This is a genomic window from Hydrogenophaga sedimenti, from assembly GCF_051857515.1.
Taxonomy (GTDB): Bacteria; Pseudomonadota; Gammaproteobacteria; order Burkholderiales; family Burkholderiaceae_C; genus Hydrogenophaga.
In genome coordinates, this window is sequence record NZ_JBPZHA010000011.1 from 105,846 (window position 1) to 127,414 (window position 21,569).

General features: G+C 67.6%; 16 protein-coding genes. 11 read left to right on the top strand and 5 right to left on the bottom strand.

Annotation, left to right across the window (positions count from 1 at the left end):
• The first annotated feature begins 1 nt into the window (after position 1).
• Positions 2–1,621 (top strand): peptide chain release factor 3, encoded by a 1,620-nt coding sequence (locus ACS5NL_RS17765; protein WP_439355225.1) that lies wholly within the window; start codon positions 2–4, stop codon positions 1,619–1,621.
• Here the strand turns inward: ACS5NL_RS17765 and purN are convergent, their stop codons facing one another.
• A complete protein-coding gene (purN, locus tag ACS5NL_RS17770; protein WP_439355226.1) occupies positions 1,622–2,200 on the bottom strand; it encodes a phosphoribosylglycinamide formyltransferase in 579 nt (192 codons plus the stop codon).
• A 48-nt stretch (positions 2,201–2,248) separates the two neighbouring features.
• Between purN and ACS5NL_RS17775 the strand changes: the two genes are divergently transcribed.
• From ACS5NL_RS17775 to ACS5NL_RS17785, 3 genes are all read left to right on the top strand, one after another.
• A complete protein-coding gene (locus ACS5NL_RS17775) occupies positions 2,249–2,920 on the top strand; it encodes a YceH family protein (RefSeq protein ID WP_439355227.1) in 672 nt (223 codons plus the stop codon).
• A gap of 78 nt (positions 2,921–2,998) precedes the next feature.
• The gene (locus tag ACS5NL_RS17780; RefSeq protein ID WP_439355228.1) at positions 2,999–4,180 is read left to right on the top strand and encodes an acyl-CoA dehydrogenase family protein; all 1,182 of its coding nucleotides are present in this window, start codon (positions 2,999–3,001) and stop codon (positions 4,178–4,180) included.
• Positions 4,181–4,190: 10 nt separating this feature from the next.
• On the top strand, positions 4,191–5,306 hold the full coding sequence (locus ACS5NL_RS17785) for an acyl-CoA dehydrogenase family protein (protein WP_439355229.1): 1,116 nt from the start codon (positions 4,191–4,193) through the stop codon (positions 5,304–5,306).
• A 15-nt stretch (positions 5,307–5,321) separates the two neighbouring features.
• On the opposite strand, the gene ACS5NL_RS17790 is transcribed toward ACS5NL_RS17785, so the two are convergent.
• From ACS5NL_RS17790 to ACS5NL_RS17805, 4 genes are all read right to left on the bottom strand, one after another.
• A complete protein-coding gene (locus ACS5NL_RS17790; protein WP_439355230.1) occupies positions 5,322–7,328 on the bottom strand; it encodes a methyl-accepting chemotaxis protein in 2,007 nt (668 codons plus the stop codon).
• A 131-nt stretch (positions 7,329–7,459) separates the two neighbouring features.
• Complete coding sequence (locus ACS5NL_RS17795) at positions 7,460–11,053, bottom strand: PAS domain S-box protein (RefSeq protein WP_439355231.1); 3,594 nt, start codon at positions 11,051–11,053, stop codon at positions 7,460–7,462.
• A gap of 1 nt (position 11,054) precedes the next feature.
• Positions 11,055–11,426, bottom strand: a complete 372-nt coding sequence (locus ACS5NL_RS17800; RefSeq protein WP_439355232.1) for a response regulator — start codon at positions 11,424–11,426, stop codon at positions 11,055–11,057.
• A 96-nt stretch (positions 11,427–11,522) separates the two neighbouring features.
• Complete coding sequence (locus ACS5NL_RS17805) at positions 11,523–12,080, bottom strand: HNH endonuclease (protein WP_439355233.1); 558 nt, start codon at positions 12,078–12,080, stop codon at positions 11,523–11,525.
• A 143-nt stretch (positions 12,081–12,223) separates the two neighbouring features.
• Here ACS5NL_RS17805 and ACS5NL_RS17810 point away from each other — a divergent pair, with 143 nt between their 5' ends.
• The 7 genes from ACS5NL_RS17810 to ACS5NL_RS17840 all read left to right on the top strand — a co-directional run bounded on the left by ACS5NL_RS17810 (position 12,224) and on the right by ACS5NL_RS17840 (position 21,566).
• A complete protein-coding gene (locus tag ACS5NL_RS17810) occupies positions 12,224–13,282 on the top strand; it encodes a bifunctional riboflavin kinase/FAD synthetase (protein WP_439355234.1) in 1,059 nt (352 codons plus the stop codon).
• A 132-nt stretch (positions 13,283–13,414) separates the two neighbouring features.
• Complete coding sequence (ileS, locus tag ACS5NL_RS17815; RefSeq protein WP_439355235.1) at positions 13,415–16,342, top strand: isoleucine--tRNA ligase; 2,928 nt, start codon at positions 13,415–13,417, stop codon at positions 16,340–16,342.
• Positions 16,342–16,851, top strand: coding sequence for a signal peptidase II (gene lspA, locus ACS5NL_RS17820; RefSeq protein WP_439355236.1), 510 nt, complete (start codon positions 16,342–16,344; stop codon positions 16,849–16,851). The genes ileS and lspA overlap by 1 nt, the downstream gene beginning before the upstream one ends.
• Before the next feature lie 78 nt (positions 16,852–16,929).
• Positions 16,930–18,603: a Na/Pi cotransporter family protein gene (locus ACS5NL_RS17825; RefSeq protein WP_439355237.1), complete on the top strand. Its 1,674-nt coding sequence runs from the start codon at positions 16,930–16,932 to the stop codon at positions 18,601–18,603.
• 135 nt (positions 18,604–18,738) lie between these two features.
• Positions 18,739–19,875 carry an aminotransferase class V-fold PLP-dependent enzyme gene (locus tag ACS5NL_RS17830; RefSeq protein WP_439355238.1) on the top strand — a complete coding sequence of 379 codons (1,137 nt, stop codon included), beginning with the start codon at positions 18,739–18,741 and terminating at the stop codon, positions 19,873–19,875.
• 225 nt (positions 19,876–20,100) lie between these two features.
• A complete protein-coding gene (locus tag ACS5NL_RS17835; protein WP_439355239.1) occupies positions 20,101–20,610 on the top strand; it encodes a porin family protein in 510 nt (169 codons plus the stop codon).
• 452 nt (positions 20,611–21,062) lie between these two features.
• Entirely contained in the window at positions 21,063–21,566 is a 504-nt protein-coding gene (locus ACS5NL_RS17840; RefSeq protein ID WP_439355240.1) for a porin family protein, read from the top strand.
• The last annotated feature ends 3 nt before the right edge of the window (positions 21,567–21,569 follow it).

Sequence of the window (21,569 nt, forward strand, 5' to 3'; positions counted from 1 at the left end):
TATGTCCGACATCGCCCAACAGGTGCAGCGCCGCCGCACCTTCGCCATCATTTCGCACCCCGACGCGGGTAAGACCACCCTGACCGAGAAGCTGCTGCTGTTCTCGGGTGCCATCAACATCGCCGGTTCGGTCAAGGCGCGCAAGGCCGCGCGCCACGCCACCTCCGACTGGATGGAGATCGAAAAGCAGCGCGGCATTTCCGTGGCGTCGTCCGTGATGCAGATGGAATACCGCGACTGCGTCATCAACCTGCTGGACACCCCGGGCCACCAGGACTTCTCGGAAGACACCTACCGCGTGCTCACCGCCGTGGACGCGGCGCTGATGGTGATCGACGCCGGCAACGGCGTGGAGCCGCAGACGCGGCGCCTGCTGCAGGTCTGCCGCGCGCGCAACACGCCCATCCTCACCTTCGTCAACAAGATGGACCGCGAGGTGAAGGCCCCGCTGGACCTGATGGACGAGATCGAGCGCGAGCTGGGCATGACCGTGGTGCCCTTCACCTGGCCGGTGGGCATGGGCAAGATGTTCCGCGGCGTGTACGACCGCCGCGAAGACCAGATGCGCGTGTTTGCCGCGGGTGAAGACCGCCGTGGCGGCGACGAGGAAGTGCTGGCCGGACTGGACAACGCCGAGAGCGCCAGCCGCTTCGGCATGGAATGGGCCCAGGCCAAAGACGAACTCGAACTGGTCGAAGGCGCCTCGCCGGCTTTCGACAAGGCCGCTTTCCTGAGCGGCACGCAGACGCCCATGCTGTTCGGCTCGGCCGTCAACAACTTCGGCGTGCGCGAGGTGCTGGACGCGCTGGTCGACCTGGCCCCGCAGCCGGGCGCCAAGGCCGCGATCCAGCGCGTGGTCGAACCCGTCGAGCCCAAGTTCAGCGGCGTGGTCTTCAAGATCCAGGCCAACATGGACCCGGCACACCGCGACCGCATCGCGTTCGTGCGCGTGGCCAGCGGCCACTTCGAGCGCGGCATGCGCCTGAAGGTGGTGCGCAGCGGCAAGGAACTGCGCCCCAACACGGTGGTGAGCTTCCTGTCGCAGCGCCGCGAGCTGCTGGACGAGGCCTTTGCCGGCGACATCATCGGCATCCCGAACCACGGCGTGCTGCAGCTGGGCGACACCCTGACCGAGGGCGAGGCCCTGCAGTTCACCGGCCTGCCCTTCTTCGCACCGGAAATCATCCGCAGCGTCGAAGTGGCCGACCCGCTCAAGACCAAGCAGCTGCGCGCCGGCCTGACCCAGCTGGGTGAAGAAGGCGCGATCCAGGTGTTCCGTCCGGTGGCGGGCACGGTGCTGCTGCTGGGCGCCGTCGGTCAGCTGCAGTTCGAGGTGGTGGCCCACCGGCTGGAGCACGAGTACGGCGTGCGTGCCCGCATCACCGGCAGTTCCTACAACGTGGCGCGCTGGGTCACTTGTGCGCCCGAGGACGGCGGCGAGCAGGAACTCAAGCGCTTCATCGACGCCAACGCCCACCGGGTGGCGCTGGACGCGGTGGATGCACCGACGGTCCTGCTGGACCACGGCGCGACGCTGCGCGCGGTGGAGGCCAACTGGCCGAAGATCAAGTTCCACGCGATGCGCGAGCACGCGGGACTGGTGTTCCACAAATCGATGTGATCAGCTGATCAGGCGCTCGACGACCCTGGGGTAGACCAGGTGCTCCTGCGTGAGCACGCGGGCCGCGAGCGTCTGGGCGGTGTCGCCCGGCAGGACGGGCACCACGGCCTGGTCCAGGTACTCGCCGTGGTCGAGTTCGGCGGTCACGCGGTGCACGGTGCAGCCGGCAAACCGGCAGCCGGCGTCGATGGCGCGCTGGTGCGTGTGCAATCCCGCAAATGCTGGCAGCAGGCTGGGATGGATGTTCACCAGCCGGCCTTCGTAGTGCTGCACGAAACCGGGCGTGAGGATGCGCATGAAGCCGGCCAGCACCACCAGCGCGGGTTCGTAGCGGTCGATTTCGCCCATCAGCGCCGCGTCGAAGTCCTCGCGCGAGGCATAGGCCTTGTGGTCGAAGGCCGCGGTCGGGATGTGGTGCTCGCGGGCCCAGGCCAGACCGCCGGCCTCGGCCTTGTTGCTGATCACGGCAGCGACCTGCGCGCCGAAACGCTCGCGCCAGCGGCCTTTTTGTGCCGCCTGGACGATGGCGGCCATGTTGGAGCCGCCGCCTGAGATGAGAATGACGATGTTCTTGTTCACGACCCGAAGTTCTGCCCGATTCAACGCCCATTGGGGCCGCCAAGTGTAATGACCCACGACTTCCGCACCCGCCCCCTGTCCCCCGCCGACGCCCGCGTGCTGGCCACCCTGATGGAAAAAGCCCGCACCGTGCCCGACAGCTACCCGTTGTCGCTCAACAGCCTGCACAGCGGCTGCAACCAGAAGACCGCGCGCGAACCGGTGATGAACCTCAGCGAGGCCGAGATCGGTGATGCCATCGACGTGCTGCGCGACTACGCCATGGTCATCGAGTCCAGCGGCTCCCGCGTGCCGCGCTACGAACACAACTTTCCCCGCGCCGCCGGCGTGCCGGACCAGTCGGCCACCGTGCTGGGCCTGCTGATGTTGCGCGGCCCGCAGACGGCTGGCGAGCTGCGCATCAACGCCGACCGCTGGTACAAGTTCCTCGACATCGCTTCGGTCGAGGGCTTTCTGGAGGAAATGCAGGACCGCAGCGACGAAAAAGGCGGCCCGCTGGTGGTCAAGCTGCCGCGCGCGCCCGGTGCCCGCGAGCAGCGCTGGGCCCATCTGCTGTGCGGTCCGGTGGATCTGACGGCTCCCGTGGCGGCCGAACCGTCGGCCGGGGACGGCGCTCTGGCCACGCGTGTGGAGGCGCTGGAAGCCACGGTGGCGGCCCTGCAGGCACAGCTGGCCGAGCTGCGGGAGCAGCTGGGCTTGTCGCAGCCCGGACAGCCTTAAAACGAACGGTCGTGCGAAACTCCGTGGATCGGGTCGCCACCACCGGCGGCCGCCGATCCCCCGACCACGGAGACAAGCATGGATTTGGCATTCACGCCGCAAGAGCTGGCGTTCCGCGACGAGATTCGCGGCTGGGTCAAGGACAACCTGCCCGCCGACATCGCCCACAAGGTCCACAACGCATTGCGCCTCTCGCGCGACGACATGCAGCGCTGGGCCAGGATCCTGGGCAAGAAAGGCTGGCTGGGTTACGGCTGGCCCAAGGAGTTCGGCGGCCCGGGCTGGACCGCCGTGCAGAAACACCTGTTCGAAGAAGAATGCGCTCTCGCCGGCGCGCCGCGCATCGTGCCCTTCGGGCCGGTGATGGTGGCACCGGTGATCATGGCCTTCGGCAACAAGGAGCAGCAGGATCGCTTCCTGCCCGGCATCGCCAGCGGTGAAGTCTGGTGGAGCCAGGGCTACAGCGAACCGGGCTCGGGCTCCGACCTGGCCTCGGTCAAGACCCGCGCCGAGCGCCAAGGGGACCACTACATCGTCAATGGCCAGAAGACCTGGACCACCCTGGGCCAGTACGGCGACTGGATGTTCAACCTGGTGCGCACCAGCACCGAAGGCAAGCCGCAGACCGGCATCTCGTTCCTGCTGCTCGACATGAAGTCGCCCGGCGTGACCGTGCGCCCGATCAAGCTGCTGGACGGCGAGTGCGAGGTCAACGAGGTCTTCTTCGACAACGTCAAGGTGCCGGCCGAGAACCTGATCGGCGAGGAGAACAAGGGCTGGACCTACGCCAAGCACCTGCTCTCGCACGAGCGCACCAACATCGCCGACGTCAACCGCGCCAAGCGCGAGCTGGAGCGCCTCAAGCGCATCGCCAAGGCCGAAGGCGTGTGGGACGACGTCCGTTTCCGCGACCAGATCGCGCTGCTCGAGGTCGACATCGTGGCGCTGGAGATGCTGGTGCTGCGCGTGCTGAGCGCCGAGAAGTCGGGCAAGCAGTCGCTGGACATCGCCGGCCTGCTCAAGATCAAGGGCAGCGAGATCCAGCAGCGGTACGCCGAACTGATGATGCTGGCCGCCGGCCCGTTCGCCACGCCCTTCATCGAAGAAGCGATGGAAGCCGGCTGGCAGGGCAACTTCCCGGGCGGGGTGGTGGCCAACGCGCCGCTGGCCTCGACCTACTTCAACATGCGCAAGACCACCATCTACGGCGGTTCCAACGAAGTGCAGCGCAACATCGTCGCCCAGACGGTCCTCGGCTAAGGAGACAGACATGGATTTCGATTTCAGCGACGACCAGGAACAGCTGCGCGACGCGGTGCGCAAGTGGGTCGACAAGGGCTATGACTTCGAGCGCCGCCGCGGCATCGTCAAGGCCGGCGGCTTTGACCGTGCGGCCTACAACGAGCTGGCCGAACTCGGCCTGGCGGGCCTGTACATCAGCGAAGACGACGGTGGCCTGGGCATGGGCCCGGTCGAGGGCATGGTCGTGATGGAAGAGCTGGGACGCGGCATCGTGCTGGAGCCGCTGACGCAGACCCTGATCACCGGCGGCGTGATCGGTGCCTACGGTGGCGCCGACGTGAAGGCCGCCTGGCTGCCCAGGATCGCATCGGGCGAGGCGCTGGTGGTGCTGGCGCAGCAGGAGCGCGGTGCGCGCTACCGGCTGGACGTCTGCAAGACCGCCGCCACCCAGGCCGGCGGCGGCTGGACGGTCAGCGGAGCCAAGAGCGTGGTGCCCGCCGGTGACCAGGCCGATGCCTTCCTCGTGCCCGCGGTGGCCAACGGCCAGACCGCGCTGTTCGTCGTGGAGCGCAGCGCCAGCGGTGTGAGCACCCAGGGCTACGGCACGCAGGACGGCGGCCGCGCGGCCGAAGTGACGCTGCAGAACGCGCCCGCGACGCTGGTCACGGCCGACGGCCTGGCCGCGCTGGAACACGCGGTGGACATCGGCATCGCGGCGGCCTGCGCCGAAGCCGTCGGCGTGATGGACAAGACGGTGGCGGTGACGGCCGAGTACCTGAACACGCGCAAGCAGTTCGGTGTCGCCATCGCCAGCTTCCAGGCGCTGCGCCACCGCATCGCCGACATGAAGATGCAGCTGGAGCTCGCGCGCTCGATGAGCTTCTACGCCACCCTCAAGCTCAACGCACCGGCCGACGAACGCCGCCGAGCGCTCTCGCGCGCCAAGGTGCAGCTGGGACAGTCGATGCGTTACGTGGGCCAGCAGGCGGTGCAGTTGCACGGCGGCATCGGGGTGACCGACGAATACATCGTCAGCCACTACTTCAAGAAGCTGACCCAGCTGGAGATGAGCTTCGGCGACACCCTGCACCACCTGGGCGAGGTGTCGGCGCGCATGGAAGACACGGCCGGCGTGTTCGCCTGACCGCGGCGGCCGGCTTCAGTAGTCCGCCGGCTCGGCTTCGGCCACCGGCGCGTACTGCTCCAGCAGGCCCTTGAGCGCACCCATCATGGCGCGCGAGCTTTGCTGGAGCTTCTGGCCGGGCTCGAGCATGGCGCGCACCTCGGGGAAACGCCCCTGGTTCACGCCTTCGGCCGCGCGACCGAGGTCTTCGTGCAGCGCCTTGTGCTGGCGCACCAGTTCGCGGAACACCGGTGCATGGCCATGGCGCGCGCCGCCGGCCGACAGCCATTGGCCGAGGTGGCAGCAGTCGTCGCGGCGCATGGCGCCGGCGTCGATCTGCAGCTTGCGCAGCATGGCATTGCGCAGGTCGACCACGCATTTCTGGTGTTCCTGCATCACGTCCTCCAGATCGACCGTGCCGTCGGTCGCCGGACTGGCCTTCTTGCCGGCCCGCCGCAGGGCGACCGCATCGGTCTCGGCCAGGGTGATGTCGCGGTCGGTCAGGCGGAACACGCGGATCGAGTCGTGCACCTGCTCGACCTGGTGGTTGAGCGACTTGGCCGCGGCCGCGAGCTCTTCGACCATGGCCGCGTTCTGCTGCGTGATGCCGTCCATGTCCATCAGTGCCGTGCTGACGCGGGAGACGCCGGTGGTCTGCTCCTGGGTCGCGTGGCTGATCTCTTCGAGCACCGAGGCCACACGGTCCACCGAGTGCATGGCTTCGTCCATGCGCGTGCGCGCGTCGGCCGTGCGCTTCGCGCCGACCTCCACCCGCTGGCCGGACTCCTCGATCAGGTCGCGGATCTCGCGCGACGCTGCGGAGGTGCGCTGCGCCAGCGCCCGCACCTCGGCCGCCACCACCGCAAAGCCACGCCCCTGCTCGCCCGCGCGGGCCGCTTCGACCGCCGCGTTGAGCGCGAGGATGTTGGTCTGGAAGGCCACACCCTCGATCACCTGAATGATGTCGCCGATGCGTTTGGACGAATCGGCGATGCCCTGCATGGTGTCCGCCACCGCGACCACCGCCTCGTTGCTGCGCCGCGCAGCGCCCGAAGTTTCACGCGCCACCTGGGCACCGTCCTGCGACAGCTGGCTGGTGTGCTGGGTGGTGCCGTTGATCTCTTCCATCGACGAGGCGGTCTGTTCGAGGTTCGCCGCCTGCGATTCGGTGCGCACCGACATGTCCTGGTTGCCGGCGGCGATTTCCTGGGTCGCGCCGCGCAGGTTGGCGACCTCGTGCCGCACATCGCGCACCACGGTCCGCACCGACACCACGAGCTGCGCCAGCGCCAGCTGCAGCTGGCGGATCTCACCCCGGCCGTTGACCGTCACCGAGTGGGTCAGGTCACCGCTGGCGATCAGGTTGGCCATCCCGACCAGATCGGTCAGCGGCTTGAGCGCCACACGCGAACACAGGAACGAGGCGCTGCCGATCGACAGCACCGCCGCCCCGAGCGTCACCGGCAGCGGCGCATCGAAGAACGCGCACAGCACCGGAGCCAGCGCGGCCCAGGCCGTCAGCAGGGACAGCTGCACGTGCAGGCTGGGCGAGCGCAGGCGCTGCAGCCAGCCGATCGGACCGGACCGGACCACTTCCCCCCGATGCAGGCGGTGCACCAGCTTGCCGGCCTCGGCTTCCGCGATCATGGTCGCGTAGAGCTGTTCGGCGGCCTCGACTTCTTCCTGGGCCGGCTTGGAGCGGACCGAGAGGTAGCCGACGATCCGTTCGCCGTTGCGCACCGGCGTGGCGTTGGCGCGCACCCAGTAGTGGTCGCCGTTCTTGCGGCGGTTCTTGACGAGGCCGGTCCACGGGTGGCCGCTTTCGATGGTGGCCCACAGGTCGCGGAAGGCCTCTTCGGGCATGTCGGGGTGGCGCACGATGCTGTGCGGCTGCCCCATCAGCTCCGGGCGCGCATAACCGCTGACCGACACGAAATTCGAGTTGCAGTAGGTGATCCGCCCCTTCAGGTCGGTCACCGAGATCAGGGTCTGGTCGGCCGGGAAGTCGTACTGCTTCTGGCTGACGGGTAAGTTCTTCCTCATGCTCGGGCCTGTTGAAGTGGAAGGATGACGGACCGGGATGGCGCCATGGGCGGCACGCACCGGAAGTTTTTCTCATTGTCCCGAGGCAGGACCTGTCTCGATGGCTTCATAAGTCGGTGAATACCGGGCCTTTATTCGATTTCCAGATCAACCCCCTCGATCACCGGCAGCAGGCGGGCGCAGGCTTCACCGGCGGCCTGGAGGTCCATGAGGTCCATCGCCGCCCGCAGCGGCTGGTAACGCGCCCCGTGGGCGGCGGGGTGTTTCTCCAGCCACCCGTCGAACGCGTCGATGGCAGACATATCGGCATCGTCGAGCAACAACTTGATCGGCCGCAGGGCGTCGAGACAGGCGGCATCCGCGTCGGGGTCGCCGTCCGGCGCCCATGCCGGTCCCGGCGACACCGGTGCCGGACCGGCCTCGTCGGCCAGCGACCGCAGGAAATCGCCGAGCAACGGCACCAGCGACTGGATCCGCGCGCTGTGGCCGCGCGGCGCGGTGTCGGCAGAATCGGGCCGCAACATGCGTTCTGCGCTGGCGGCCTCCTGCGCCAGCCGCTCGGCGCCGACCACGCTGGCGCTGCCCTTGAGCTGGTGCACGGCATCGGCCGCGCCGGTCCAGTCGCTGCGGGCGGCACAGGCCTGCGCCTGCCGCAGCAGCTCTTCCGAAGAGTGCGTGAAACGGGCCCGCAGCTGGGCCAGCAGCACCCGGTTGCCGCCCAGCCGCCGCAGGGCCGCCTCGTCGCCGCGCAGCAGGGGCTGGTCGGCCGCACCATGCAGTTCCGCCGGACGGGTGGCGGGGGCCGGCTCGTCGGTGACGTCGTGCCGGCCGGTGAACCGGCGCACCACGCGGATCACCTCATGGATGTCGAACGGCTTGCCGATGTGGGCGTTCATGCCCGCCTGCAGGCAACGGTCCCGGTCGGCCGGCATCGCGTTGGCCGTCATGGCAATGATCGGCAACTCGCGCAGGCCCAGCCCGTCGCGGATGCGCTCGGTGGCGCGCAGGCCGTCGAGTTCGGGCATCTGCATGTCCATCAGCACCGCATCGAAGCCTTCCGGCGCCGCGCGCAGGGCATCCACCGCCTGCAGGCCGTTTTCGGCCAGCGCGATGCTCGCCCCTTCCCGCTGCAGCATCTCGGTGGCCACCTCCTGGTTGAGGGCGTTGTCCTCGGCCAGCAGCAGGCGGATGCCTTGCAGGCGTCCGCCCTGCGGCCTCGGTGCAAGCCCGTCGCCCGGCGGCAGATCGGCCGCCACCCCTTCGGGCAGATCGATCTCGAAGAAAAACGCGCTGCCCTGGCCGGGGGCGCTCGTGAGCGCGATGCGCCCGCCCATGCAGTTCACCAGATGCTGGCTGATGGTCAGCCCCAGGCCCGATCCGCCGAAACGGCGGTTGGTCGACGATTCACCCTGCGAAAAACTCTCGAAGACGCTGGCCTGCTGGTCGGCGGCGATGCCGATGCCGGTGTCTTCCACGGCGAAACGGATGCGCGCATGGCCCGCCTCGCGCTGCAGCAGACGCCAGCGCATGGTCACGCTGCCGTCCGGTGTGAACTTGATCGCATTGCCACCGAGATTGATGAGCACCTGCCGCAGCCGCACCGGGTCACCCACCACCACCTCGGGCAGCGCCGGATCGATGTCGTAGACCAGCGCCACCGGCTTGCTGCCCAGGGCGCCGGAGAGGATCACCTCGATCTCGCGGTGCAGGTCCGACAGGCGGAAGCTGCTCAGGTGCAGCCGCATCATGCCGGCCTCGATCTTGGAGAAGTCCAGGATCTCGTTGATGATTTCCAGCAGCGAACGCGTCGCCCCCAGCGACTTGTCCACCATGTCCGTCTGCTTGCCGTCCAGCGCGGTGTAGCCCAGCAATTGCAGCATGCCCATGATCGCGTTGATCGGCGTGCGGATCTCGTGGCTCATGTTGGCCAGGAACTGCCCCTTGCTCACCGCGGCCGCATCGGCCTGGATCAGGGCGTTCTGCAGCTCGGTCACGTCGTAGCGGAACACCACCTGATAGCCATCGGCCGTGATGCGGTCCACGAAGCGGATCCAGCGCCCGTCGGCGGTCTGGCGGATGCGGTCGGATTCGTTCGAGCGCGGCGCGCGGAGCACCTCCTGCATCCACTCCGCTTCCCGCCCCGTGGCGTCCTTGAACGGGTGGTGCTTCAGGCTCAGCTGCAGCACATCCTCATGCCGCATGCCCAGGCGCAGCGAATCGCCGGACGGCATCCAGGCGGCGTACTCGTCGTTGAAGTACACCAGCCGGCGGTCCGGGTCGTACAGCGCAAACGCCTCGCCGATCGAATCCATCGCGCTGTGCAGCAGCCGCTGCTCGCCGCGGATGCGTTCCTGCGCGCGCACCTGCGGCGTGTAGTCCTGCACCGCGCCGACGATCCGGGCGTGCTGGCGAGCGGCGCCGCCCCCATCCGTCTCGCCAAAGCTGGCCACCAGCTTCACCCAGCGCGTGGACTCGCCGGGCGCGCCGTCGGGCAGACTGCGCAGCGGCGCCAGGAAGCTGACCTCCTGGCAGCGGCGCTGCACCAGATCGTCCAGCTGCCGGCGCACCACCAGACGCGCCCCCGGCTGGAACAGGCGCCAGAGCTCCTGCACCGAACCGGCCTCACCTTCGCGCACACCCAGCACCTGGCGGCACTCCGGCGTCATGGTCAGGATGCCGCCCGGCAGCATCGCGTACCAGCCCCCGACGCCGGCGAGCTGGTTGGTGCGCGTCAGCAGCGTCTGGCTCTTGCTCAGCTCGATCCGGGCCAGCCGGTGTTCGGAGATGTCGGTCTGGAAAGCGACGAACTTTTCGATCACTCCACGCGGGCCGACAAACGGGGCGATCAGCGTCTGCACCCAGTACAGCCGGCCCTCCTTGCTGCGGTTGCAGATCTCGCCCTGCCACGGCAGGCCGCGGCCGATGCGCGACCACATCTCTTCCCAGAACGCCTTGTTGTGCCAGCCCGAAGAGATGTGCGAGAAACGCTGGCCCAGCAGCTCGGCCTCGGCGTAGCCGCTGATGTCGAGGAACCGGCGGTTGACCCGCGTCAGCCGCCCCTCGGCGTCGGTCTCGGCCACGATGACATAGCGCTCCAGCGTGCTCATCAGCGCGCTGAGATCCCGCAGCGACTTGCGGTGGTCTTCGCGGATGCGCCACTGCGCGTCGATGTCGACCATCACCGACACGAAGCCCGAGAACTGGCCCGCATCGTCGCGCTGCGAAGACAGGATGACCCGCACCCAGCGGTCGCGGCCGTCGCGGTAGCGGTGCAGCAGTTCGATGTCGATGTCGGTGCGGCTGCGCAGCGCGTCCCGGATGCGCTCGATCGCCACGGGATCGGCGTTGGGCGAACGCAGGCGGGGCCCCACGCGGTGGCCCCGGATTTCCGCCAGCGAAAAACCGGTGCAGCGCTCGAACGCCTCGTTGCACCAGACCGCCTTGAGCCCTCCGTCGATCACCAGCACCGGGCTGCCGGTGTGCTGCGCCACGCGCGCCATCATCGTCAGCTTGCCGGTCAGCTCACCGAACAGGACACGGGCCCTGGCCAGCGAGGACCAATGCCAGGCGCCCGTGAGCAGCAGGGCCACGCCCGCGCCCAGGCTGTAGTCGCTGTGCCACCACCGGCCGTGCACCAGCGGCAGCCCCGCCACGGTCAGCAGCCCCCCGATGACCATCAGGGCGATGGTCAGCTGGCGCTGGTGGCGAAAGATGCCGGGACCCATGTCAGCGCAGCCGGCGCTGGAGCAGCGCCGACAGGACGTCGATGTCCAGCGGCTTGACCAGGTAGGCGTCGGCGCCGGCATCGCGGTAGAAGGACCAGTTGACGCCCAGGTCGTCCCCGCTGACCAGCACCACCGGCAGCGTCGGGTGCCTGGGCCGCAGGCGCTCCAGGGTTTCCAGCCCGTCCAGCACCGGCATGCGCAGGTCCAGCAGCATCAGGTCAAAGCTCTGGCGCTCCAGCAGGTCCAGCGCCATCTGGCCCTGCGTGGCCAGTGCGCCGGTGTGTCCGAGGGTCTTGAGCAGGCGTGCGGCGGCCCGCAGCTGGATGGGGTCGTCGTCGGTGACCAGCAGGCGAAGCGGACGCGGAGAAGCCATGTCCCCATGCTATCGGCGGGGCCTGCCGGGCAATCGCCGGAAAAACGGGGGAAAACCGGCTTGCAGGTGGCCCGCCACCGGGCCAGGACCACGGCCTCAGGCGTGCAGCCGCGAATTCCGGGGCAGGTGCGACATCAGGAACTCCATCTGGTCCGCCAGGATGCGGCGGTTGCGCAGGATGAAGTCTTCCCACAGGCTGGGCACGTAGGGAGCGTAGAGCAGCGCCATGTGCGCCTGTTCGGGGGTGCGGTTGGCCTTGCGGTGGTTGCAGGCCTTGCAGGCGGTCACCACGTTCATCCAGTGGTCCCGCCCCTGCTGGGCCATGGGCACGATGTGTTCGCGGGTGAGCACGTCGTCGTGGAAATGCTGGCCGCAGTAGGCGCAGAGGTTGCGGTCGCGGGAGAACAGCTTGGCGTTGGTCAGCGAGGGACGCAGGTCAAAGGGATTGATGTTGGGCACGCCCTTGGTGCCGATGATCGAGTTCACCGCCACGATCGACTGCCGGCCGGTGATGGCGTTGTGCCCGCCGTGGAACACGGCGATTTCGGCGCCCATTTCCCAGCGCACCTCGTCCGCGGCGTAGTGCAGGACCGCTTCTTCCAGGCTGATCCACGACTGCGGCAGCCCCTGGGCAGAGAGCTTCAAGACCTTCAAGACCACCTCCATGTTGAAACACAACCGGAACATCTGTCTTTGCCGCGCCAGCCTGCCCCCGGGGGCATCCGCGCATGTGTCAATATAACGCGCTTGTGTGACAGACACCCGACGCGGGGCAGAACGCCCTGTCGGCACCATTCATGAAAATCCTCCGAGGCCTCTGGAACCGCGCCCCCGCCGCCACCGGCTGTGCCCTGACCATCGGCAATTTCGATGGCGTGCACCGCGGCCACCAGGCCATGCTCGCGCTGCTGCGCAACGAGGCCCGCCACCGCGGCGTGCCGACCTGTGCCATGACCTTCGAGCCGCACCCGCGCGACTTCTTCGCCGCCGTGCACCGCAAGCCCGAACTCGCCCCCGCCCGCATCGCCACCCTGCGCGACAAGCTGGAAGAGCTGGAGCGCTGCGGCGTCGACCAGTGCGTCGTGCTGCCGTTCAACCAGCGGCTGGCCTCGCTGGCGCCCCAGGCCTTCATCGAAGACATCCTGGTCAAGGCGCTGGGGGTGAAGTACGTGCTCGTGGGTGACGACTTCCGCTTCGGCGCCCAGCGCGCGGGCGACTACCGCCTGCTCGACGCGGCCGGCTCGACCCTGGGTTTCGATGTCGCGCGCATGCAGAGTTACGAGGTGCACGGCACCCGCGTCAGCAGTTCGGCCGTGCGCGAGGCCCTGGCGGCCGGAGACATGGAGCGTGTCGCAGCCCTGCTGGGCCGGCCCTACGCCATCAGCGGTCACGTGGTGCACGGGCGCAAGCTGGGCAGGCAACTGTCCGAGTCAGCACCCGGCAAAGGCGATGGCTTTCGCACCCTGAACTTGCGCTTTTCGCACTGGAAGCCCGCGGCCAGCGGCATTTTCGCGGTCCACGTGCACGGCCTGACCCCGGCGGGGCAGCCCCTGACCGGCGTGGCCAACCTGGGCGTGCGCCCCTCGCTGGACCCCAACGACGTCAACGGCGGACGGGTGCTGCTGGAAACCCATTGCTTCGACTGGCCGGCCGCGCTGGCCGCCAGCCTGCCCGGCGGGGAGGCCTACGGTAAAATCATCCGGGTGGAACTGCTGCACAAACTGCACGACGAGCTCAAGTACGACAGCCTGGACGCCCTGACCAAGGGCATTGCCAAGGACTGCGACGACGCGCGCGCATTTTTTGCCTCGCTGCACACCCAGACGCACCGCCAGACCACGCGCGACCGAATTTGACGCCGCTGCCGGGGTACACACCCCGGGCTGCGCGCCCTCTGACTGGCTCGGGGCGACCCGCCCCCTTCCCGTGCGCCCCGCCGCACCACCGAGCCTGCCCTTGCCGTTCCCGAATTCGAAAGCCGAAACACCATGTCCGACCAATCCGCTGCCCCGAAAAAAGAGGCCAAGCCCGAAGCCAGCGGTGGCGCCTACCGCGCCACGCTGAACATGCCCGACACGCCGTTCCCGATGCGCGGCGATCTGCCCAAGCGCGAGCCGGCCTGGGTCGGCGAATGGAACGAGGGCGGCCTGTACAAGCGCCTGCGCGACGCCCGCCAGGGCGCCCCGCTGTTCGTGCTGCACGACGGCCCGCCCTACGCCAACGGCAAGCTGCACATCGGCCACGCGCTGAACAAGGTGCTCAAGGACATGATCGTCAAGAGCCGCCAGTTGGCCGGCTTCGACGCGCAGTACATCCCCGGCTGGGACTGCCACGGCCTGCCGATCGAGAACGCGATCGAGAAGCTGCACGGCCGCAACCTCGGCCGCGACGACATGCAGGCCAAGAGCCGCGCCTACGCCACCGAGCAGATCAACCAGCAGCGCGAGGACTTCAAGCGCCTGGGCGTACTCGGTGACTGGGAGCGCCCCTACCGCACCATGGACCCGGCCAACGAGGCCGGCCAGATCCGCGCCTTCAAGCGCGTGATCGAGCGCGGCTTCGTCTACCGCGGCTTGAAGCCCGTGTACTGGTGCTTCGACTGCGGCAGCTCGCTGGCCGAGTTCGAGATCGAATACGCCGACAAGAAGAGCGACACGCTGGACGTGGCCTTCGAGTCCAACGATGCGGCCGGTCTGGCCAAGGCCTTCGGCCTGAGCGCCCTGCCGGCAGGCAAGCAGGCCTTCGCCGTCATCTGGACCACCACCGCCTGGACCATCCCGGCCAACCAGGCGCTCAACGCCCACCCCGAGCTGGAATACGCCCTGGTCGACACGCCCAAGGGCGTGTTGCTGCTGGGCGCCAGCCTGGTCGAGAAGTGCCTGGAGCGCTTCGGCCTGACCGGCAACGTGCTGGCCACCGCCCGGGGCGAGGCCCTGCGCGGCCAGGTGTTCCGCCACCCGCTGTACGACCTGGACAGCGGCAGCGGCGAATACAGCTACAAACGTCTTTCGCCGCTGTACCTGGCCGATTACGTGAGCGACGGCGACGGCACCGGCATCGTGCACTCGGCGCCCGCCTACGGTGTGGACGACTTCAACAGCTGCGTGGCCCACGGCCTGAAGTACGACCAGATCCTGAACCCGGTGCTAGGCAACGGCGTCTACGCCGAAGAGCTGCCCCTGTTCGGCGGACAACACATCTGGAAGGCCTGCGCCAACGTGATCGACACGCTGCGCGAGCACGGCCGCCTGATGGCCACGCAGGCCATCACCCACAGCTACCCGCACTGCTGGCGCCACAAGACGCCCGTCATCTACCGCGCCGCGGCGCAGTGGTTCGTGCGCATGGACGAGGGCGAAGGCGTCTTCACGAAAGACAAGGCGCCCAAGACCCTGCGCCAGCTGGCGCTGGACGCCATCGACCACACCAGCTTCTACCCCGAGAACGGCAAGGCCCGCCTGCGCGACATGATCGCCAACCGGCCCGACTGGTGCATCTCGCGCCAGCGTTCGTGGGGCGTGCCGGTGCCCTTCTTCCTCCACAAGGATTCGGGTGAGCTGCACCCCAACACCATGGCCATCCTCGACCAGGCGGCCGACATCGTCGAAAAGGGCGGCATCGAGGCCTGGAGCCGCGTGACGGCCGAGGACATCCTGGGTGCGGACGCGCCGCAGTACACCAAGAGCACCGACATCCTGGAGGTCTGGTTCGACTCGGGTTCGACCTTCTGGCACGTGCTGCGCGGGTCGCATGCGAGGGCGTATCCGAACGGCGCCAGCCACGCGCAAGGCCCCGAGGCCGATCTCTACCTCGAAGGCCACGACCAGCACCGCGGCTGGTTCCACAGCTCGCTGCTGCTGGGCTGCGCCATCTACGACCGCGCGCCGTACCGTGGCCTGCTGACCCACGGCTTCGCCACCGACGGCCAGGGCCGCAAGATGAGCAAGAGCCTGGGCAACACGGTCGAACCGCAGTCGGTGACCAGCAAGCTCGGCGCCGAGATCGTGCGCCTGTGGGTGGGTGCGACCGACTACTCGGGCGACCTGAACATCGACGACAAGATCCTGGCCCGCGTGGTCGACGCCTACCGCCGCATCCGCAACACGCTGCGCTTCCTGATGGCCAACACGGTCGACTTCGACCCGGCCACCGATGCCGTGCCGCTGGACCAGATGCTGGAGATCGACCGCTACGCCCTGGCCCGCGCCAGCGAGCTGCAGGCCCAGATCCTGGCGCACTTCGACGTCTACGAATTCCACCCGGTGGTCAGCAAGCTGCAGGTGTATTGCTCGGAAGACCTGGGCGCGTTCTACCTGGACGTGCTCAAGGACAGGCTGTACACCACCGCGCCCAAATCGCTGGCGCGTCGCAGCGCCCAGACCGCGCTGCACCAGATCACCCACGCCATGCTGCGCTGGATGGCGCCCATCCTCAGCTTCACCGCCGAGGAGGCCTGGGCCGTGTTCGCCAAGGACTCGACCAAGGGTTCGATCTTCTTCGAGACTTTCTCGCCCCTGCCCTCGGCCAACGAAGCGCTGCTGGCCAAGTGGTCGCGCCTGCGCGAGATCCGCGACACCGCCAACAAGGCGATCGAAGACCTGCGCACCGCGGGTCAGGTCGGCGCCTCGCTGCAAGCCACGCTGACGATCACCGCCGGCCCCGACGACGCGGCCCTGCTGCGCTCGCTGGGTGTGGACCTGAAGTTCGTGACCATCACCTCGGCCGTGGCCGTGGTGGACGGCACCGAACTGGCCGTGACCGTGACGCCGAGCAGCGCCACCAAGTGCGAGCGCTGCTGGCACTACGCCGACGACGTGGGCAGCCACGCGGCGCACCCGACCCTGTGCGGCCGCTGCGTGGGCAACCTGGCCGAAGCGGCCGGCACCGGCGCCGGTGAAACCCGAAAGATCGCCTGATGGCCAAACGCAAAGCCTCCCTCTGGCCCTGGCTCGCGCTGGCCCTGGGCATCGTGCTGCTCGACCAGCTGACCAAGTGGCTGATCCTCGGCCAGTACCAGCTGGGCGACAGCACGCCCGTCACCAGCTTTTTCAACATCGTGCGGGTGCACAACACCGGCGCCGCCTTCAACTTCCTGGCCTCGGCCGGCGGCTGGCAGCGCTGGTTCTTCATCGGCCTGAGCACCGCCGTGGCCGGCTTCATCGTCTGGATGCTGCACGCACACGCCAACCAGAAGCTGTTCTCCTTCGCGCTGGCCAGCATCCTGGCCGGAGCGATCGGCAACAACCTGATCGACCGCGTGGTGCACGGCTATGTGGTCGACTTCTTCGACTTCCACTGGCGATTCCTCGCCGGCATCTTCCCCGGTGGCCACTTCCCGGCCTTCAACATCGCCGACGCGGGCATCACCATCGGGGCCATCGCGCTGATCCTTGACGAGATCCTGCGGGTGCGCAAAAGCCGCTGACCCCAACCCCGGCACGGCCGGGGTTGCCCGGCTTTTCGGCCCATTCCGCCCGAGCCCCGCGCGTATAGTGGGAGGCTCATGAAACCGTTGCTGAATCTGCTGGCCGCCATCGCGCTGCTGGTCTGGGGAACCCATCTGGTCCGCACCGGCGTGCTGCGGGTGATGGGCAGCAGGTTGCGGCAGTTCCTGTCTGCCAGCCTGTCCAACCGCTTCACCGCTGCGCTCTCGGGCCTGGGCGTCACCGCCCTGGTGCAATCGAGCACCGCCACCGCCCTCATCACCGCGTCCTTCGTCGGCCGAGGGCTGATCACCCTGCCCGCCGCGCTCGCCGTGATGCTGGGTGCCGACGTCGGCACCAGCGTGATGGCCGTGGTGTTCTCGTTCGATCTCTCCTGGCTCTCGCCGCTGTTCATCTTCGTCGGTGTCACCCTGTTCATCCTGCGGCAGGGCACGCCGGTGGGTGACGTGGGGCGGGTGCTCAACGGCCTGGGCCTGATGCTGCTGGCGCTGCAGCTGGTCGGCCAGGCGACCCATGTGCTCACCAGCAACCCGGCGGTGCAGCTGATGCTGGAATCCCTCACCAGCGACCGGGTGCTGGAGATCCTGGTCGGCGCGACCCTGGCGGTGCTGTCGTATTCGAGCCTGGCCGTGGTGCTGCTGACCGCGACACTGGCGATCAATGTGGTGGGCATCGACGTCGCGCTCGGCCTGGTGCTGGGTGCCAATCTGGGCAGCGGCCTGCTGGCCGTGCTGACCACCGCAAAGTCCAACCGCGCCACGCGCCAGGTGCCGCTGGGCAACCTGCTGTTCAAGCTGCTCGGCGTGGCGATCGCCCCGGCGCTCATTCCGTTCTGGCTGAAGGCGGTCCGGCCGCTGGTGCCCGACCCGGCGGTGCAGACCGTGCTGTTCCACCTGAGCTTCAACCTGATGGTCGGACTGGTCTTCATCGGCCTGACCCAGGTGGTCGCCGGCTGGGTCGAAAAGCTGCTGCCGCTGCAGGACGCCGGCAGCGCGCTCGACCGGCCCAACCACCTCGACCCGTCCGCGCTGGCCACCCCGTCGCTGGCCATCTCGTGTGCCGCGCGCGAAGCCCTGCACCAGGCCGATGTGGTCGAGACCATGCTGCGCGGCGTGATGACGGTCATCAAGACCAACGACCTGCAGCTGGCGCAGGATCTGCGCAAGATGGACGACACGGTCGACGGCCTGTATTCGGCCATCAAGTACTACCTGACCAAGATCTCGCGCGAGCAGCTCAACGACAAGGAAAGCCGCCGCTGGACCGACATCATCAGCTTCACCATCAACATGGAGCAGATCGGTGACACGGTCGAGCGCGTGCTGCTGGACATCGAGGACAAGAAGATCCGCAAGGGCCGCGAGTTCTCGGAAGCCGGCATGACCGAGATCTGCGCCATGCACGCGCGCCTGCTGGACAACCTGCGGCTGGGCATGAGCGTGTTCCTGGACGGCAATGTGCGCGACGCGCAACGCCTGCTGGAAGAGAAGGTGCGCTTTCGCGAGATGGAGCGCGAATACGCCAGCAGCCACCTCGAACGGCTGGCCGACCGCAGCGCACCCAGCATGGAAAGCAGCTCGCTGCACATCGACCTGATCAGCGATCTCAAGCGCATCAACTCGCACATCTGCTCGATCGCCTACCCGATCCTCGACTCGGCCGGCGCCCTCGCGCCCAGCCGCCTGCGGGACAGCCGGTTGCAGGGCCTGGAAGCCCCGTCCGACCGCCACTGAACATCGGCCCCACGCTTCCGCCGCTGCGCGGGTCGCTGCCCCCCGAGAGGCCACTTTCATCTTGGGGCGGCCCTGCGATGAAAGGGCTGGGCGCTGTGCTAATCTGAATTTTTGACCCGCCACAGGAGACACGCCATGCCCGGACTGCTGCCCAACATCGATCCCGACGGACTGCTGGAATTTTCGGTCGTCTACACCGACCGTGCCCTCAACCACATGTCCAGGCGCTTCCAGGGCGTGATGACCGACATCTCGGCCATGCTCAAGCAGGTCTACGGTGCGCACTCGGCGGTGCTGGTGCCCGGCAGCGGCACCTTCGGCATGGAGTCGGTCGCGCGCCAGTTCGCGCACGGCAAGCACGTGATGGTGATCCGCAACGGCTGGTTCAGCTACCGCTGGACCCAGATCTTCGACATGGGTGCGATCCCGGCCAGCCACACCGTGCTCAAGGCGCGGCAGGTGGCGCCCGGCGCGCAATCGCCCTGGACGCCCGCGCCGATCGATGAGGTGAAGGCCGCGATCGCGAAAGAGAAGCCGGCGCTGGTGTTCGCGCCGCACGTCGAAACCGCCGCCGGCATGATGCTGCCCGACGACTACCTGAAGGCGGTGGCCGAGGCGGTGCACGCCGTGGGCGGCCTGTTCGTGCTGGACTGCATCGCCTCCGGGGCAATGTGGGTCGACATGCAGGCCACGGGTGTCGACATCCTGATCTCGGCGCCGCAGAAAGGCTGGAGCAGTTCGCCCTGCTGCGCCATGGTCATGCTCAGCGAGCGTGCGCGACAAGCCATCGACACCACGCAAAGCACCACGTTTGCGATGGACCTCAAGAAGTGGCTGCAGATCATGGAAACCTACGAAGGCGGCGGCCACGCGTACCACACCACCCTGCCGACCGACGCGCTGCAACGCCTGTGCGACACCATGAAGGAAACCCAGGCCTACGGTTTTGCGAAGGTGCGCGATGAACAGATCGCGCTCGGCCGCGAAGTGCGCGCCCTGCTCGAAGCGAATGGTTTCGCCAGCGTGGCGGCGGCCGGCTTCCAGGCCCCGGGCGTGGTGGTCAGCTACACCACCGACCCCGACATCCAGAACAGCAAGAAATTCCTCGCCGCCGGCCTTCAGACCGCCGCGGGTGTGCCATTGCAATGCGACGAAGGTGCGGACTTCAAGACCTTCCGCATCGGCCTGTTCGGGCTGGACAAGTGGCACGATGTGGCGGGCACGCTCGCCCACCTGCAACTGGCGCTGACGACGGTCAATCCCGGCCAATAACTGCGCAGCCTTCCCGCCAAAAAAGGAGTCCGGACACGGACTCCTTTTTTCTTGGGCACCACCCACTTTTGAGAAGAAGACAGCCGACGGGGTGTGCTGTTTTCGACATGTTCGCCGTTCCGATCGGGGCGGTGGCGGGAGGTCTCGACCGGTGCCGTTACACTGCTGCCGATTTTGGTTACAAACCAACATCATATTCACAAGCAATTCATCAAGGGAATCACCATGAAAAAACTCGTCCTCGTCTCCCTGCTGGGGCTGGCCGCTGTCTCCGCCCAGGCGCAATCCGTGTACGCCGATGTGGCCTACCAGATGTTTGACACCGATCTGACCACGGACCCCGCCGCAGTTCGCGGCATCGTGGGATACAAGTTCAACCCGAATCTGTCGGTCGAAGGCATGCTCGGCGCAGGTGTTCGCGATGGCAAGGACGCATCCATGGGCGCCACCGCCAAGGTGAAACTGGACCGCCTGGCCGGCATCTACGCCAAGTCCAGCTTCAAGGTCAACGACTCCTTCGAGCTGTATGGTCGCCTGGGTTACGTCAACTACAAGGCCACGGCATCCGCTTCGGCGGGCAAATACTCCGCCAAGGTGTCCGACTCCGGCAGCGACGTGTCGTACGGTGTCGGTGCCAGCTACTACCTGTCGCCCAACATGTCCGTCAACGTGGACTACATGAATTTCGGCGACCTCGAGGGGGGTGTCGCAGTAGGCTTGAAGTTCTCTTTCTGAGGATTTCTGAAGTCGAAACAAAGGGGCATGCAAGTGCCCCTTTTTCATTTGTACCGACCGCATTCAAACCGTCCTGCTGAGGGCGGCAGAAGTGGACACAGGTGCCATGCCCAGCGCACGACCTGTGCTTCGTGACCTCGTTTGCGCGACGTTGTCCGAATCATCTGAATCCGCTTTTCGCGCGGCCCTCCTACTTGGGAATCGGCCTGTTCGGGCTGGACAAGTGGCACGACGTGAACCACACCGTGAGCCACCTGCGCACGGCGCTTGCCACCGTCGCACCGGCCGCCGTGCCCGCCTGACACCGCAGACACATCGCGTGGGCGCATGCAACATGCGTTCACACGTCTTCACGCAGGCGATAAACGGCCGATACGCCGCAGCCATGTGAGATCTCCACGATGAGGGTGTGCGCAATCCCTGCGCACACCTGCCATCTTTCTGGAGATCACATGACTCGAATCGCTACCCTCACCACCACCCTGGGCTTCGCCCTGCTGGCCTCGGCCGCGCAGGCACAGAACATGTACGGCGAGGTGGGCTACACCGGCCTGGACTACAAGGCCTCGGGCCTCAAGGCCAGCCCTGGCATGGTCCGTGGCCTGATCGGCTATGAGTTCACGCCGCAGCTCGCCGTGGAAGGCGTGCTCGGTCTGAACGCGAAGTCGGACACCGTCTCGGGCAGCACGCTCAAGCTCGACAACACCATCGGCGTGTTCGGCAAGGCGCAACTGCCGGTGAGCGACGCGTTCAAGCTCTACGGTCGCGTCGGCGTGGCCCGCACCAGCCTCAAGTTCAACGGCTCGTCCGAAACCAGCACAGGCCTGGCCTATGGTGCGGGTGCGACCTACGACCTGAGCAAGACCACCTACCTCAACCTCGACTACACCCGCTACCAGGACAAGGACAGCAAGATGCTCGGCGGCGTCACCGCCGGCGTCGGCTTCCGCTTCTGACGC